Annotated in this window: 11 protein-coding genes; 8 read left to right on the top strand and 3 right to left on the bottom strand. The window is 70.2% G+C overall.

Annotated features, from left to right (window positions below; all coding sequences use genetic code 11):
* Positions 1-13: 13 nt before the first annotated feature.
* The 5 genes from rplT (at position 14) to PGN14_RS02840 (ending at position 5,318) form a co-directional block, all read left to right on the top strand.
* Positions 14-379: a 50S ribosomal protein L20 gene (gene rplT, locus PGN14_RS02860; protein WP_301044835.1), complete on the top strand. Its 366-nt coding sequence runs from the start codon at positions 14-16 to the stop codon at positions 377-379.
* 181 nt (positions 380-560) lie between these two features.
* A complete protein-coding gene (locus PGN14_RS02855) occupies positions 561-884 on the top strand; it encodes a GIY-YIG nuclease family protein (protein WP_335297888.1) in 324 nt (107 codons plus the stop codon).
* Entirely contained in the window at positions 881-1,990 is a 1,110-nt protein-coding gene (gene pheS, locus PGN14_RS02850) for a phenylalanine--tRNA ligase subunit alpha (RefSeq protein WP_335297887.1), read from the top strand. Before PGN14_RS02855 ends, pheS begins: the two co-directional genes overlap by 4 nt.
* 78 nt (positions 1,991-2,068) lie before the next feature.
* On the top strand, positions 2,069-4,444 hold the full coding sequence (pheT, locus tag PGN14_RS02845; protein ID WP_335297886.1) for a phenylalanine--tRNA ligase subunit beta: 2,376 nt from the start codon (positions 2,069-2,071) through the stop codon (positions 4,442-4,444).
* Positions 4,437-5,318, top strand: coding sequence for an aldose 1-epimerase family protein (locus tag PGN14_RS02840; RefSeq protein ID WP_335297885.1), 882 nt, complete (start codon positions 4,437-4,439; stop codon positions 5,316-5,318). The genes pheT and PGN14_RS02840 overlap by 8 nt, the downstream gene beginning before the upstream one ends.
* A gap of 38 nt (positions 5,319-5,356) precedes the next feature.
* Here PGN14_RS02840 and PGN14_RS02835 read toward each other — a convergent pair whose 3' ends face one another.
* Complete coding sequence (locus tag PGN14_RS02835; protein ID WP_335297884.1) at positions 5,357-7,756, bottom strand: hypothetical protein; 2,400 nt, start codon at positions 7,754-7,756, stop codon at positions 5,357-5,359.
* 146 nt (positions 7,757-7,902) lie between these two features.
* Here PGN14_RS02835 and PGN14_RS02830 point away from each other — a divergent pair, with 146 nt between their 5' ends.
* From PGN14_RS02830 to PGN14_RS02820, 3 genes are all read left to right on the top strand, one after another.
* On the top strand, positions 7,903-9,417 hold the full coding sequence (locus PGN14_RS02830) for an NAD(P)/FAD-dependent oxidoreductase (RefSeq protein WP_335297883.1): 1,515 nt from the start codon (positions 7,903-7,905) through the stop codon (positions 9,415-9,417).
* 110 nt (positions 9,418-9,527) lie between these two features.
* Positions 9,528-11,324: a hypothetical protein gene (locus PGN14_RS02825; RefSeq protein ID WP_335297882.1), complete on the top strand. Its 1,797-nt coding sequence runs from the start codon at positions 9,528-9,530 to the stop codon at positions 11,322-11,324.
* Positions 11,325-11,333: 9 nt separating this feature from the next.
* A complete protein-coding gene (locus PGN14_RS02820) occupies positions 11,334-13,046 on the top strand; it encodes a hypothetical protein (protein WP_335297881.1) in 1,713 nt (570 codons plus the stop codon).
* A gap of 27 nt (positions 13,047-13,073) precedes the next feature.
* Here PGN14_RS02820 and PGN14_RS02815 read toward each other — a convergent pair whose 3' ends face one another.
* Entirely contained in the window at positions 13,074-13,778 is a 705-nt protein-coding gene (locus PGN14_RS02815; RefSeq protein WP_335297880.1) for an RlmE family RNA methyltransferase, read from the bottom strand.
* Entirely contained in the window at positions 13,775-14,812 is a 1,038-nt protein-coding gene (locus tag PGN14_RS02810) for a Ppx/GppA phosphatase family protein (protein ID WP_335298043.1), read from the bottom strand. Before PGN14_RS02810 ends, PGN14_RS02815 begins: the two co-directional genes overlap by 4 nt.
* Positions 14,813-14,967 lie beyond the last annotated feature (155 nt).

The following is a 14,967-nucleotide window of genomic DNA, read 5'->3' as shown; positions in this document are numbered from 1 at the left end:
GAAGGACTAGCATATGGCACGCGTCAAGCGGGGCGTAACCACTCGCGCCAAGCACAAGAACATCCTGGAACAGGCCAAGGGCTATCGCGGTCGTCGCAAGAACACGATCCGCGTCGCCCGTCAGGCGGTCGAGAAGGCCGGCCAGTACGCCTATCGCGACCGCAAGGTGAAGAAGCGCACCTTCCGCGGCCTGTGGATCCAGCGCATCAACGCCGGCGTCCGCGCCGAGGGGCTGAGCTACAGCCAGTTCATGCACGGGCTGAAGCTCGCCGGCGTCGAACTGGACCGCAAGGTCCTGGCCGACATCGCGATGCACGAGGGTGAAGCGTTTAGCGCCATCATCGCGCAGGCGAAGGCGGCCCTCCCGCAGGCCGCCTGAGGCGACCTGACGCGAGGACGAGAAGCGGGGCGCCGGTGGCAACACCGGCGCCCCTTTTCGTTCCGAGCCGTCATTCCCGCGAAGGCGGGAATCCATTGACGCTGGGGTCGGCGACTCTTGCGAGAACCTGCGCGAATGGATCCCCGCCTACGCGGGGATGACGGCAAAGAGGAGGTAACCGATGCCCCGGCACCCCTACGTTTATATCCTCGCCAGCGGTCGCGCGGGAACGCTCTACGTCGGTGTCACCTCCAACCTCCTGAACCGCCTCGTCCAGCATCGCGAAGGATTGATCGAGGGGTTCGCCAGCCGCTACGGGGCGGTGCGACTGGTCTGGTTCGAGATGGCGGACACGATGGAGGCTGCGATCACGCGCGAGAAGCAGCTGAAGAAGTGGAACCGGGACTGGAAGCTCCGGCTGATCGAGGAATCGAACCCCTCATGGCTCGACCTCGCGATCGACCTCGGCCTCACGCCTGCGACGACGAACGGAAACGACGCATGACCGACACCGACGACCTCAAGACCCACCTCCTCGCCGCGATCGACGCGAGCGCCTCGCTCGATGCGCTCGACACGGTGCGCGTGGAGGCGCTGGGCAAGCAGGGGCGCGTCACGCAGCTGCTCAAGACGATGGGCGCGCTCTCGCCCGAGGAGCGGCAGGCGCGCGGTCCCGCGATCCACGGGCTGCGCGAGGCCGTCACCAGCGCCATCGCCGCGCGCAAGGCGGTGCTGGAACAGGCGGCGCTCGATGCGCAGCTCGCCAGCGAGGCGCTCGACATGACGCTGCCGGTCGACATGGTCGCACCGGGCACCGTCCACCCGGTCAGCCAGGTGATGGACGAATTGGCCGAGATCTTCGCCGACCTGGGCTTCGCGGTCGCGACGGGGCCGGAGATCGAGGACGACTGGCACAATTTCGGCGCGCTCAACATCCCCGAGACGCATCCGGCGCGGGCGATGCAGGATACCTTTTACATCGCGCAGGCGGAGGGTTCGGACGAACCGCCGATGGTCCTGCGCACCCACACCTCGCCGGTGCAGATCCGCACGATGGTGGAGGTCGCCAAGCGCCAGAACGGCGCCGGCGCGCCGATCCGCATCATCGCGCCCGGCCGTGTCTATCGTTCCGACTGGGACGCGACCCACACGCCGATGTTCCATCAGGTCGAGGGGCTGGTGATCGACAAGGGTATCACGCTCAGCCATCTCAAATGGACGCTGGAGACGTTCCTGCGCGCCTTCTTCGAGCGTGACGACGTGGTCCTTCGATTGCGCCCCAGCTATTTCCCGTTCACCGAACCCTCGGCGGAGGTCGACGTCGGCTTCTCGATCGAGAAGGGCAAGCGCGTCATCGGCGGCGCCGAGGGCTGGATGGAGGTGCTGGGCAGCGGCATGGTCCACCCGCGCGTCATCGCCGCCTGTGGCCTCGACCCGGACGAGTGGCAGGGTTTCGCGTTCGGGTGCGGGATCGACCGGCTGGCGATGCTGAAATATGGCATCGACGATCTGCGCCCGGTGTTCGAGGCCGATGTGCGCTGGCTGAAGCATTACGGCTTCGCCGCGCTCGACGTGCCGACGCTGTCGGGCGGCGTCGGTACGGCGGCCTAAGTCACGTCGCCCCGGCGAAGGCTGGGGTCTCCCGTTACTGAAAGACCCCAGCCTTCGCTGGGGTGACGAGTGGACATCATGAAACTCACCCTCTCCTGGCTCAAGGACCATCTCGACACCGACGCGTCGCTCGACGCGATCGTCGATGCGCTTACCCGCATCGGGCTGGAGGTCGAGGGCGTCGAGGACCCTTCCGCGAAGCTGACCGGCTTCACCATCGCGCGCGTGCTGACCGCGGAGCGCCACCCGCAGGCGGACAAATTGCAGGTGCTGTCGGTCGATGCGGGTGACGGCCCGCTCCAGGTGGTGTGCGGCGCGCCCAATGCGCGCGCCGGCCTCGTCGGCGTGTTCGGCCGGCCCGGTGCGGAAGTGCCCGCCAACGGCATGGTGCTGAAGGTCGCGGCGATCCGCGGGGTCGAGTCGAACGGCATGATGTGCTCGACCCGCGAGCTGGAATTGGGTGCCGATCACGACGGCATCATCGAACTGCCCGTCGATGCGCCGGTCGGCACCGCCTTCGCGGACTATGCCGGGCTGTCCGATCCGGTGATCGACATCTCGATCACCCCCAACCGACAGGATTGCATGGGCGTGCGCGGCATCGCGCGCGATCTCGCCGCCGCGGGGCTGGGCACGCTCAAGCCGCTGTCGGTCGAGGCGGTCGCGGGCGACGGCCCCGGCCCGGACGTGCGCACCGACGATCCCGTCGGCTGCCCGGCCTTCTACGCACAGTGCGTCCGTGGTCTCACCAACGGCGCCGCGCCGGAATGGATGGCGAAGCGGCTGCGCGCGATCGGGCAGAAGCCGATCAGCGCCCTGGTCGACATCACCAACTACGTCTCGATCGACCTCGGGCGCCCACTCCACGTCTATGACGCCGCCAGGCTCTCCGGCGGACTGGTCGCCCGCAAGGCCGTGGCGGGCGAGCAGGTGCTGGCGCTCAACGGCCGCACCTATACGCTCGACGCGACGATGACGGTCATCGCCGATGCCGCGAAGGTCCATGACATCGGCGGGATCATGGGCGGCGAGGAATCGGGCGTGTCGGACACGACCACCGACGTCGTCATCGAATGCGCCTTCTTCGATCCCGACACGATCGCCCGCACCGGACAGAAGCTGGCGCTGACCAGCGACGCGCGCCAGCGGTTCGAGCGCGGGGTGGACCCCGCCTTTCTCGACGACGGGCTCGCGATCGCCACCCGGCTGGTGCTCGACCTGTGCGGCGGCACCGCGAGCGGCGTGACGCGCAGCGGCCAGCCGCCGCTGGCGCCGCGCGCCTATGCCTACGCCCCCGCGCGCAGCGAGACGCTGGGCGGCCTCGCGATCGTGCCGGAGCGGCAGAGCGCGATCCTCGAATCGCTCGGCTTCGTGGTCGGCAAGGACTGGCAGGTGACCGCGCCGACGTGGCGCCGCGATATCGATGGCCCGGCCGATCTGGTCGAGGAAGTGATCCGCATCGAGGGGCTGGACAAGGTGCCCTCCGTGCCGCTGCCGCGCCCCGCCGGCGTCGCAATCCCCACCGCCACCCCCGAACAGCGCATCGAGCGCCGCGTCCGTCGCGCCGCGGCGGCGCGCGGGCTGGACGAGGCGGTGACGTGGAGCTTCATCCCCGAGGAGCAGGCCACCGCCTTCGGAGGCGCCGCGTGGCGAGTCGCCAACCCGATCAGCGAGCTGCTGAAGGTCATGCGCCCCTCGCTGCTGCCGGGGCTGCTGTCGGCGGCCGAACGCAACCTGCGCCAGGGCGCGGACGGCGTGCGCCTGTTCGAGATCGGGCGCCGCTACCTCGACGACGATGGGCAGCCGAAGGAGCGCGCGACGCTGGGCGTGGTGCTGGCGGGCGACCGACGCCCACGCGGCTGGCAGACGGGCAAGGCGACGCCGTTCGACGCCTTCGACGCCAAGGCGGAGGCGCTCGCGCTGCTCGCCGCCGCGGGCGCACCGGTCGAGAATTTGCAGGTGATGGGCGAGGCGGGCGCGGCCTTCCACCCCGGCCGCTCGGGCACGCTGCGGCTGGGGCCGAAGACGGTGCTCGCTGCGTTCGGCACCGTCCATCCCGCGATCCTCAAGGCGTTCGACCTGTCGGGCGCGGTCGCCGCGGTCGAACTGTACCTCGACGCGATCCCGGCGAAGCGGGGTGCGGGGTTCATGCGCGCCGCCTACGCCCCGCCCGCGCTCCAGCCGGTGCGCCGCGATTTCGCCTTCCTGGTGCCGGACGCGGTGACCGCCGAGGCGCTGACCCGCGCGGTCAAGGGGGCGGACAAGGCCGCGATCGTGCGGGCGCGCGTGTTCGACGTGTTCACCGGCGCGACCGTCGCCGAGGGGCACAAGTCGGTTGCGGTGGAGATCGTGCTCCAGCCGGGCGAGAAGAGCTTCACCGATGCCGACCTCAAGGCGATCAGCGACAAGGTGGTCGCCGCCGCCGCGAAGCAGGGAGCGAGCCTGCGTGGCTGACGACTGGATCCGCATCGGCAACGGCGCGCTGTCCGCCGCGATCGACCCGCATGGCGCACAGCTGTCGTCGCTGACCGACGCCGATGGGCGCGAGTTGATGACGGATGCGGATCCGCGCTTCTGGACCGGGCGTGCGCCGATCCTGTTTCCGGTCGTCGGCGCGCCATCCGGAGAGACGATCCGCATCGACGGGCGCGAATATGCGATGCGCAAGCACGGCTTCGCGCGCCGCAGCGACTTTGCGGTGACCCGGGAGAGCGACACGCGCGCGGTCTTTGTGCTGACCGACAATCCCGAAACGCGCGCCGCCTACCCCTTCGCGTTCCGGCTGGAGGTGGCGTTCACGCTGCGCGATGCGACGCTGGCGATCGAGGTGACGATCGCCAACCCGGCCGCGGACGTGTCGCTGCCCGCCAGTTTCGGCTTCCACCCCGCCTTCGCCTGGCCGCTGCCCTATGGGCGCGCGCGCGCCGACCATCGCATCACCTTCGACCGCGACGAACCCGGCGCGCTCAAGGCGATCGCGCAGGACGGCACGATCGCGACGCACGAGGCGCCCTCGCCGCTCGACGGGCGCGTGCTGTATCTGGCGGACGAGCTGTTCGCGCATGATGCGCTGGTGTGGAATCCGGTGCATTCGGACGCAGTCCGTTATGGCGCCGGCGACGGGCCGCAGCTCGACATCGCCTTTCCCGATACGCCGATGCTGGGGATCTGGACGAAGCCCGGCGCGGCGTTCGTCTGCGTCGAGCCGTGGCACGGCATCGCCGATCCGCAGGGCTACACCAGCGAGTTTCGCGACAAGCCGGGGGTGTTCGAGATCGCGCCGGGCGGGGAGAAGCGGGTGACGATGTCGGTGACGCTCTCCGCCTGATTCAAGCCCCTCCCCGTCAGGGGAGGGGCTAGTCTTGATCAGCGCCCCTTCTTCTTCGCCGGCATGGTCACTTTCACCACGTCGTCGGGTGCGTCGTGCAGCTTCAGGAACAGGACACCCGCGGCCGGTCGCGGCACCTCCAGCGTCGTGTCGACGAACCCCATCGGCACAATTTCCGGCTTTGCGAACGTCTCCTCCGCCGCGACCGCGGCGATCAGGAACAGCCGCTCGCCCGACAGCGTGCATCCGCCGGTCGCGGCGCAGGAAAGCCCGGTCACCTCCGGCAACCGCACCACGCGCGCCAGCGGTTGCCACTCGCCGGCGAGGTCGCCTTGTACGAGTCGCATCTTGATCGGTCCCACCGCCGCCGCACCCAGCGCGTCCTTCGGCACCAGCGTCCCCACCGCGACATCGCCGCCGATCAGTTGGAGCGCGCCTGACGCCACCGTCAGCTTCGCGGTCGCGGCATCGTCCGCGGTCGCGACCTCGATCGCGTCGCCCGCGCTCAACCGCGTATTCACCGCGCGGACCGAGAAGGTCAGCCGCGCGTCGGGCGACAGCGCATTGTCGGGCAGGGCCAACGCCACATGCCCCGCGACCGGCGAGGTCTCCACGTTGCGGCTGACCAGCTCGACGCGCGGACGCGGCGCGGTGATCGTCGCGCGCACCGTCGTGACCCGACCGTCGTGCAGCACGACGCGCGCATCGCTGCCGCCGGTCGGGATCGTCGCCGTCGCGCCGGTGGTGGTCAGCACCAGCCGGTCCCCGCCGCCCGCATCACGCGTCAGCGCGCCGGGCGTAAACGTCAGCCCCGCCACCTCCAGCCGCTCGACCTGGTCCAGCCGCGCCCCGATCAGCCGCCCCTCGCTGTCGCCGGTGTAGAGCGTGAAGCCCTCCAGCCGGCTCGCCTCGGTCTGGCCCTTGAGCGTGATCTGCGCCGGCGCGGCGGCACCGTAATGCGCCACCAGCAGCGTCAGGTCGCCGGGTCGCGTGCGCGCCAGCGGCAGCGTGGCGACGATCGCGTCGGTGCCGTCCGGCTTCCACTCGACCGCCTTGGTCGTCCCCGCACGATCGCGCAGGCTCACCTGCTCGACGCAGGCCGCCGCCCCGCCTTGCAGCGTCAGCGGGGTATCGCGCCCGACCACCACCGCATTGTCGGGCCGGGGCGTCCACGCCGCGGGGGCGCCGTTCTGCAACGGGAAGCGCGGGCCGGAGAAGGTGTCGAACCCCCAACGCCCGGTCAGCACCGCCTCGCCGATCGCGGCGGTGCCGATCGCGGTGACGTCGCCGGTCAGCACCAGCCCGCCGCGCTCCGCATCCGCGCGCAGCGGCAGGTCCAGCGTGCGCCCGTCCGCCAGCACCAGCCGCAGCGACAGGTCGCGCGCATAATCGGTCGCGAAGACCAGAGGCGCATCATCGAGCGCGAGCGCCAAGCCGGGGCGCATGAGGCACACCGCATCCTTCATCGTCGCGCGCAACGCCGGCGGCGGCCCGGCATTGATCGGCGGCAACGGCGCCACCAGCACCGACTTCGGATTCTGGAACGACGGCGGGTTGTTGAGCTGGAGCCGCAGCGTCTCGCCTGCGCCCACCGCCAGCGCCGGGGCATATTGGTAGTCGGCACTGCGGAACACGCCGAACAGCCGCGCGAAGTCGCGCGCCAGCGAGATATAGGGGCTGTAGAATCCGGCCCCGCCCTCCTTCGTCGCCGCCAGCGAATAGGCCAGCTGGGTCGGCGTGCCGCCCAGCATCTCCGCCAGCGAGGTGCCGCGCCCGGTCTGAAGCACCATGCCGTCGCGATTCTGCGTCAGGCAGGCCGCCTGCAACGCGCGCGGCCGCGACAGACAGTCCGCGTTGAGCCGGATCGCCAGCGTCTGCGCCAGCGCGGTGGAAACCGGCCCCAGTCGATCGGGCGCAGCTTCCTCGACGCGCGCGATCCCCGCGACGAACGCCTCCAGCCGCGCGCGGTCGAGCGAAGCCTGGAACAGGTCCTGCGACGCGCGCACGAACACACCCGGACGCCCGCGCACCGCATTGACCAGCGCGTTGTATCCGCCCCCCGTATCTGGCGCGAGGAAGGCGATCGCCTGCTCCGCGCCTTCCGGCACCGCGACGTCCAGCGTCGCCTTCTTGCGGTTCCACGTCTCCGCCTTGAAGAACCAGTTTTTCGGCGGCGGGTTGGTCGCCCCGCGCAGGAAGGCGAGCACCAGCAGATAGTGCGCCGACTGGTCGTCGGGCAGGTCCGCGCCCAGCGTCACGCGATCGCCGATACGCAGCCCCGGCACCTGCGCGATCGGCAGCGACACCTTGCCCCGGGTCACCTTCATCGTCAGCACCGGACCGGCGAGATCGAACGTCGCATTGCCCTGTGCCATTGCGGGCGCCGCGAGCGAGAGCGCGGCGAGGAACGCCAACAACCGGGTGAGCAGGGTCCGCATGCCTCCGGCTATAGAACGGGTCCGCCCGCGGCGTTAACCCCTGCCCGCCACGTCATGCGTTAACCCCGGCGTTAACCTTTGCTCAACCACCTTCCTTCATTGCCCGTTCGTCACGGTGCGCGGCATCGCGCGAGAGAGGCAGAACGATGGCGAATGACGGCAGCATGGCGGTGGACGTCGCGATCGTGGGTGCCGGTCCTGCGGGGCTCACCGCCGGCTACCTGCTGACCAAGGCAGGCTATTCGGTCGCCATCATCGAGAAGGACACGCGCTACGTCGGCGGCATCAGCCGCACCGTCGAGCACAATGGCTTTCGCTTCGACATCGGCGGGCATCGCTTCTTCTCGCGCTCGAAGGAGGTGGTCGACCTCTGGAACGAGATCCTGCCCGACGACTTCATCGAGCGTCCGCGGATGAGCCGCATCTATTACGAGGGCCGCTTCTACAGCTACCCGCTGCGCGCGTTCGAGGCGCTGGGCAACCTCGGCATCGTCCGCTCGACCTTGTGCATGGCGAGCTTCGCCAAGGCGAAGCTGTTCCCGAAGCGCGACATCCGCAGCTTCGAAGACTGGACCGTCAATGCCTTCGGCCGGAAGCTGTATTCGATCTTCTTCAAGACCTATACCGAGAAGGTGTGGGGCATGCCGTGCGACGAGATGAGCGCGGACTGGGCGGCGCAGCGCATCAAGGGCCTGTCGCTATGGGGTGCGGTGATCGACGGGCTGAAGCGCTCGCTCGGCCTCAACAAGCGCCCCAACGACGGGATGCAGGCCAAGACGCTGCTGGAGAGCTTCCGCTATCCCCGTCTCGGCCCGGGCATGATGTGGGATGCCGCGCGCGACCGTATCGTGGAACGTGGCGGGCGCGTGCTGATGGGGCATGCGTTGCGCCAGCTGACGTTCAACAACGCGACGCAGCGCTGGACCGTCGCCGCGACGCACGGCGACACGCCCGTCACGGTCAACGCCGCGCATGTCATCTCCTCGGCACCGATGCGCGAGCTGGCGAGCCGGCTCCACCCGCTGCCCGCGACGCTGCCCGAGGCGGCGAACCTGAAATATCGCGACTTCCTGACCGTCGCGCTGATGATTCGTTCGCCCGACCTGTTCCCGGACAATTGGATTTACATCCACGATCCCAAGGTGCAGGTCGGCCGCATCCAGAATTTCCGCAGCTGGTCGCCAGAGATGGTGCCCGACCCCGCGATCGCGTGCGTTGGCCTCGAATATTTCTGCTTCGAGGGCGACGGGCTGTGGGCGTCGAGCGACGACGAGCTGGTCGCGCTGGCGACCGCGGAGATGGCCGCGCTGGGGCTGTGCGACCCGACGCAGGTCGAAGGCGGCGTGGTCGTGCGACAGGAGAAGGCCTATCCCGTCTATGACGAGGATTATGCGCAGAACGTCGACATGCTGCGTCGCGAGATCGAGGATCGCTATCCCACGCTCCACTGCGTCGGGCGCAACGGGATGCACCGCTACAACAACCAGGATCATGCGATGATGACGGCGATGCTGACCGTCCGCAACATCCAGGCCGGCGCGCGGGTGTACGACGTCTGGGCGGTCAACGAGGACGCCGAATATCACGAAAGCGGCCAGGAAGGCGAAGCCGCCGCGCTCGCCAGCCTGCGCCAGGTGCCGGGGCGGCTGAAGGCGGCGTAACGGCGCCCCATGCACACCGTCACCCCGGACTTGTTCCGGGGTCCCGCTTTCTGCCCACCCTCGAAGAAGGAGCGGGACCCCGGCTCAAGGGCGGGGTGACGAACAGGCTGATGACCACCCCACCCACCTCGCCCTCCTATCGTCTCACCATCCTCGCCGGCTGGCTGCTGGCGGTGGCGATCCTGCTCGCCACCAGCGCCGACGCGATCCGCTTCATGCGCTATCCCGATGCGGACGATGCGATGCGGATGGTGCAGGTGCGCGACTGGCTGGCGGGGCAGGGCTGGTTCGACGTCGCGCAGCATCGGTTGAACCGCGGCGACTTCCCGATGCACTGGTCACGGCTGGTCGATCTGCCGCTCGCCGCCGGTATCCTGCTGCTGCGCCCGCTGTTGGGGGCGGCACTCGCGGAACAGCTTACCGCGGTTGCCGTGCCGCTGCTGACGCTGCTGGCGATCATGGCGCTGCTCGCCGCGATCGTGCGCCGCGTCGCGGGTGCGGCGACAGTGCCCTATGCCGTGCTGCTCGTCGCGCTCTCCAGCCCGTTGCTGGCGCAGGTGCGGCCGCTGAGAATCGATCACCACGGGTGGCAGATCGTGCTGGCGCTTGCCGCGGTGCGGGCGTTGGTGGCGCGGCCGACGTGGCGCAGCGGCGCGGCGATCGGCGTCGCGCTGGCGCTGCTGCTGACCGTGTCGCTGGAAGGCATGCCGATCGCCGCCGCCATCGCTGGCGTGGCGATGCTGCGCTGGGCACTCGCCCCGGTATCGCGCGGGTTCGCGCTGGCGCTCGGCTGGTCGCTCGCCGGCGCGGCGGTGCTGCTCCATCTCGCCACGCGCGGGCCGGGGTTCTGGACGCCGGCGTGCGACGCGATCGCACCGGTCTGGCTCGCCGCGCTGGTGACGGCCGCGGGCGGCGTGACGCTGGCCATCGTGGTCGCGCGATTCGGGGTCGTCGCGCGGCTCGGCGCGCTCGCGCTAGCCGGGGCCGGTGCGGCCGCGCTGCTGGCATGGCTGGCGCCGGTCTGCCTGATGGGTCCGTTCGCGACGCTGCCCCCGCTCGTCTATCGTTTCTGGTATCTGATGGTGCTGGAAGGGCGCCCTTTGTGGGAGCAGAGCCCGTGGTGGGCGGCGACCACGATCGGACTGCCGCTCGCCGGCATCGCCGGCACGCTGCTGGCGCTGCGCGACGCCACCGCCGGCCGGCGGTCGTCGTGGCTGCTGCTGCTGGCGGTACAGGCGGCGGCGCTGGGCGTGGCGATCATGGTCAATCGCGCGGGAGCGACCGCCAATGCGCTGGCGGTGCCGGGCGCCGCGGTGCTGCTCCATCGCCTGCTCGCCCGCGCCCGCGCGATCCCCACCACGTTGCCGCGCATTGCCGCGACGCTGGGCGCGCTGCTGCTCGCCTCGCCGGGACAGGTCGCCGCCATGGCGCTGCTGGCGGTGCCGACCGTTGATCCGGTCGTCGAGCAGGGGATGGAGCACCGTCGCCACCCCTGCCGCTGGTCGACCGACATGGCCGTCCTGTCGGCGCTGCCGCGCGGGACCGTGTTCGCACCGATCGACGTCACGCCCGCGCTGCTGGTCGCGACGCCGCACGCCGCGGTCGCCGGCGGTTATCATCGCGGCGCCGCGGCGATGAACCGGGTGATGACCGCCTTCATGGCGCCCCCCGATCGCGCGCGCGCTATCGTACTGGCCAGCGGCGCCGACTATCTCGCCGCCTGCCCCGGCATGAACGAGATGCAGCTGTATCGCGTCGCCGCCCCGCAGGGCTTGTGGTCGCGGCTGGAACGCGGCGAGCGCGTCGCCTGGCTGGCGCCGATCCCCCTGCCCGGGCCGGTATTGGCATGGCGCGTCATCCGTCCCGCGGACGCTGCCCCCTTGCGGGAGGCGCCTGCGCGCCGGTAAGGCGCCGGGATGCAGGGGGAAGACCGGCTCCACTGGTGGCAGACGCGATGGTTCGTGCTCGCGGCCGTGCTCGCGGCGGCGATCCCGCTGCTGTGGCCCGCGATCCCGCCGATAGTCGACTTGCCCGGACATATGGGGCGCTACCGCGTCCAGCTCGATCGCGACACCTTTCCGTGGCTGCACGACTGGTATCGGTTCGAATGGTCGCTGATCGGCAATCTGGGCGTCGACCTGCTGATCGAGCCGCTCGCGCCGCTGATCGGGCTGGAGCCTGCGGTCAAGCTGATCGTGCTGACCATCCCGATGCTGACGGTCGCCGGGCTGCTGTGGATCGCGCGCGAGGTGCATGGCCGCATTCCCGCCACCGCGCTGTTCGCGCTACCGCTGGCCTATGGCTATCCCTTCCAGTTCGGGTTCGTGAACTTCGCGCTGTCGATGGGGCTGGCGCTCTGCCTGTTCGGGCTGTGGCTGCGGATGGCACGCACCGGGAATCTGCGCTGGCGCGCGGCGGTGTTCGTGCCGCTGTCGTGCCTGCTGTGGCTGTGCCACACCTTCGGTTGGGGCGTGCTGGGCGTGCTCGCCTTCTCCAGCGAGATGATCCGCCAGCACGACCTGCGCCGCGACGGTCAACTGGGGGGACGCGGCGGGCACTGGCTGCAAAGCTGGTTCCGCGCGGGGCTGGGCTGCGTCCCGCTGGCGCTGCCGATGCTGCTGATGATCGCGTGGCGATCGGGCGCCGACGTCACCGGGCAGACCGCCGACTTCTTCTACTGGCGCACCAAGATCGCCTGGGTGGTGATGGCGCTGCGCGACCGCTGGCTGTGGTGGGACGTGGCCAGCATGGCCGTCATCTATCTGGTCCTCTTCAAGGGATTCCGCGATCCGCGCATCGGCTATTCGCGCCACCTGGGGCTGTCGGCGCTGTTCATGCTGGTGGTCTATATCGTGCTGCCGCGCATCGTCTTCGGCTCGGCCTATGCCGATATGCGGATGGCGCCCTTCCTGATCGCGATCGCGGTGATCGCGATCCGGCCGAAGCCGGGCACCACCTTCCGCCATGCCGCGATCCTCGCCGCGCTGGGGCTGAGCTTCTATGCCGCGCGGCTGACCGGGACGACGATCAGCTATGCGATGTTCGCGCAGGATTATGACGAGGAACTGGCCGCGTTGCCGCAGGTGCCGATCGGCGCGCGACTGATCAGCTTCGTCGGGCATAATTGCACCAATGCGTGGCGGATGTCGCGGCTGGAGCATCTGCCCGCGATCGCGCTGGAGCGGCGGATGGCCTATACCGACGACCAATGGTCGATGGCGGGCGCGCAGCTGCTGACCGCGCGCTACACCGACGCGGGCGGCTATGCCCACGACCCGACGCAGATCGTGACGGAGGTGAAGTGCGCGCGCGAATGGTGGCGCCCGATCAACTATGCGCTGGCGCGCTTCCCGCGCGACGCGTTCGACTATGTCTGGCTGGTCCGCCCACCGGCCTACAATCCGCGCTTCACGCGGGGTCTGACCCCGATCTGGCATGCGCCCGGCGGTACATCGGTACTGTTCGAGATCGACCATTCGGTGGCCGCACCGGAGGCCACCGACGAGGAACTGGGCGTGCCCAAGTGGCTGATCCGCGCGATGGCGCGGCGTCGCGCCCGGCTGGAGCGCGCCGAACGCCTCGATCGTCGCGAGCGGCTGGAACGATTGCGCGAGGAACAGGAACACTGACGCTGCCGCGCGCGGGCGGCGGTCGCGTCAGCCCCTCTGGTCTACCCCGTTGTCGGTCCCATCATCGCGGCGCGCGCGGCCCTTGAACCCCTGCGCGACGACGAACCATTCGACCGACCCCTTGCGGCTCGACGGCGGCTTGGCGTGCTTCACGGTCGTGAAATTGCGCTTCATCTCCGCCACCAGCATCGAATCGGCGCCCCCGGCGAACACCTTCGCGACGAAGCTGCCGCCCGGGCGCAGCACGTCGACCGCGAAGGCGAGCGCGGTTTCGACCAGCGCCATCGTGCGCAGCGCATCGGTCTGCGGATGGCCGACGGTGTTGGCCGCCATGTCCGACATGACCAGATCGGGGGCGCCGCCCAGCGCCTCCATCAACAGGCCCGGCGCCGCGTCCGCCATGAAGTCCAGCTCGAAGATGGTAACGCCGTCGATCGGATCGACCGGCAGCAGGTCGATGCCGACGATCGCCGCGGCCGGCGCCTTGCGCCGCACCACCTGACTCCATCCGCCCGGCGCGATCCCCAGGTCGACGACGCGCTTCACGCCCTTGAGCAGTCCGAACCGCTCGTCCAGCTCGATCAGCTTGTAGGCGGCGCGGCTGCGATAGCCCTCCGCCTTCGCCTTGCGGACATAGGGATCGTTCAGCTGGCGCTCCAGCCAGCGGGTCGATTGCGCCGTCCGGTTGCGCGCGGTCTTCACCCGCTGGCGCCCGACACCCGCCCCCCTCATGCGCCCGTCTCCATCAGCCGGCGCAATATGCCCTCGCGGATGCCGCGATCGGCGACGCCCAGCCGCTCGGCGGGCCAGATGTCGAGGATCCCCTCCAGGATCGCGCAGCCCGCCACCACCAGATCGGCCCGCTCGCGCCCGATGCACGGCAGCTGCGCGCGCTCGGCCAGCGACATGCCCGCCAGCTCCTGGCTGATCGCACGCATCGCCGCGGCGGGCGCGATCAGCCCGTCCACCTGCGCGCGATCGTAGCGCTCCAGCCCCAGATGCACGCTCGCCAGCGTCGTCACCGTCCCGCTGGTGCCCAGCAGCCGCGGCGCGTCGGCCAGCGCGGGCAGCCGCGCGGCGAAGGGCGCGAAACTCTCCGCCACCAGCGCGCGCATCCGCCGATAGGCCGCGGCGCGCTCCTCCGCGGTGCGCCCGCCGCCCGCGCTTTCGGTCAGCGACACCACGCCCCAGGGCGCGGAATGCCAATCGCGCACGCGCGGCACCGCGGTATCGGCATCGACCAGCACCAGCTCGGTCGATCCGCCGCCGATGTCGAACACCAGCGCCGGCCCGGTCCCCGGCTCCAGCAGCGCATGGCAGCCGAGCACGGCCAGCCGCGCCTCCTCCTCGGCGGAGATGATGTCGAGGTGGATGCCGGTTTCCTCCAGCGCGCGCGCGATGAAATGCGTGCCGTTGCTCGCGCGGCGGCACGCCTCGGTCGCGACGGAGCGCGCCAGCCGGACGTTGCGGCGGCGCAGCTTGTCCGCGCACACCTTCAGCGCAGCGATGGTGCGCTCGATCGCGGCATCGGACAGCGCGCCGGTCGCCGACAGCCCCTCACCCAGCCGGACGATGCGCGAAAAGGCGTCCACCACCGCGAAGCCATCGCCCTGCGGGCGCGCGATCAGCAGGCGGCAATTGTTGGTGCCGAGGTCGAGCGCGGCGTAATGCCGCGGGGCGCCACGCGCATGGCGCGGCGCCGGAGGGGCCGAACGGGCAGGGGTGCGATCCTGCCGGCGCGGCAATTGGGCGGGATATTCCACCATTGCCGTCAACTTTCTGTCTCTTCCGTTCCGCTCCCTGCGTGGATTTCGCATGGGGCGACCGGTGCTTGGCACGCAGGCTACACGCTTCGCGAGAGACGGGCAAGCTGGCGACGCCGCGGCTCCTAGCGGTGCGCAAAGCCCCTTGACCGCCGGAT

It is taken from the genome of Sphingomonas adhaesiva (genome assembly GCF_036946305.1).
In the GTDB taxonomy this organism is placed as follows: Bacteria; Pseudomonadota; Alphaproteobacteria; order Sphingomonadales; family Sphingomonadaceae; genus Sphingomonas; species Sphingomonas adhaesiva_B.
The sequence above is the reverse complement of the archived record's forward strand: the minus strand, read 5'-3'. Positions and strand labels throughout refer to the sequence as shown.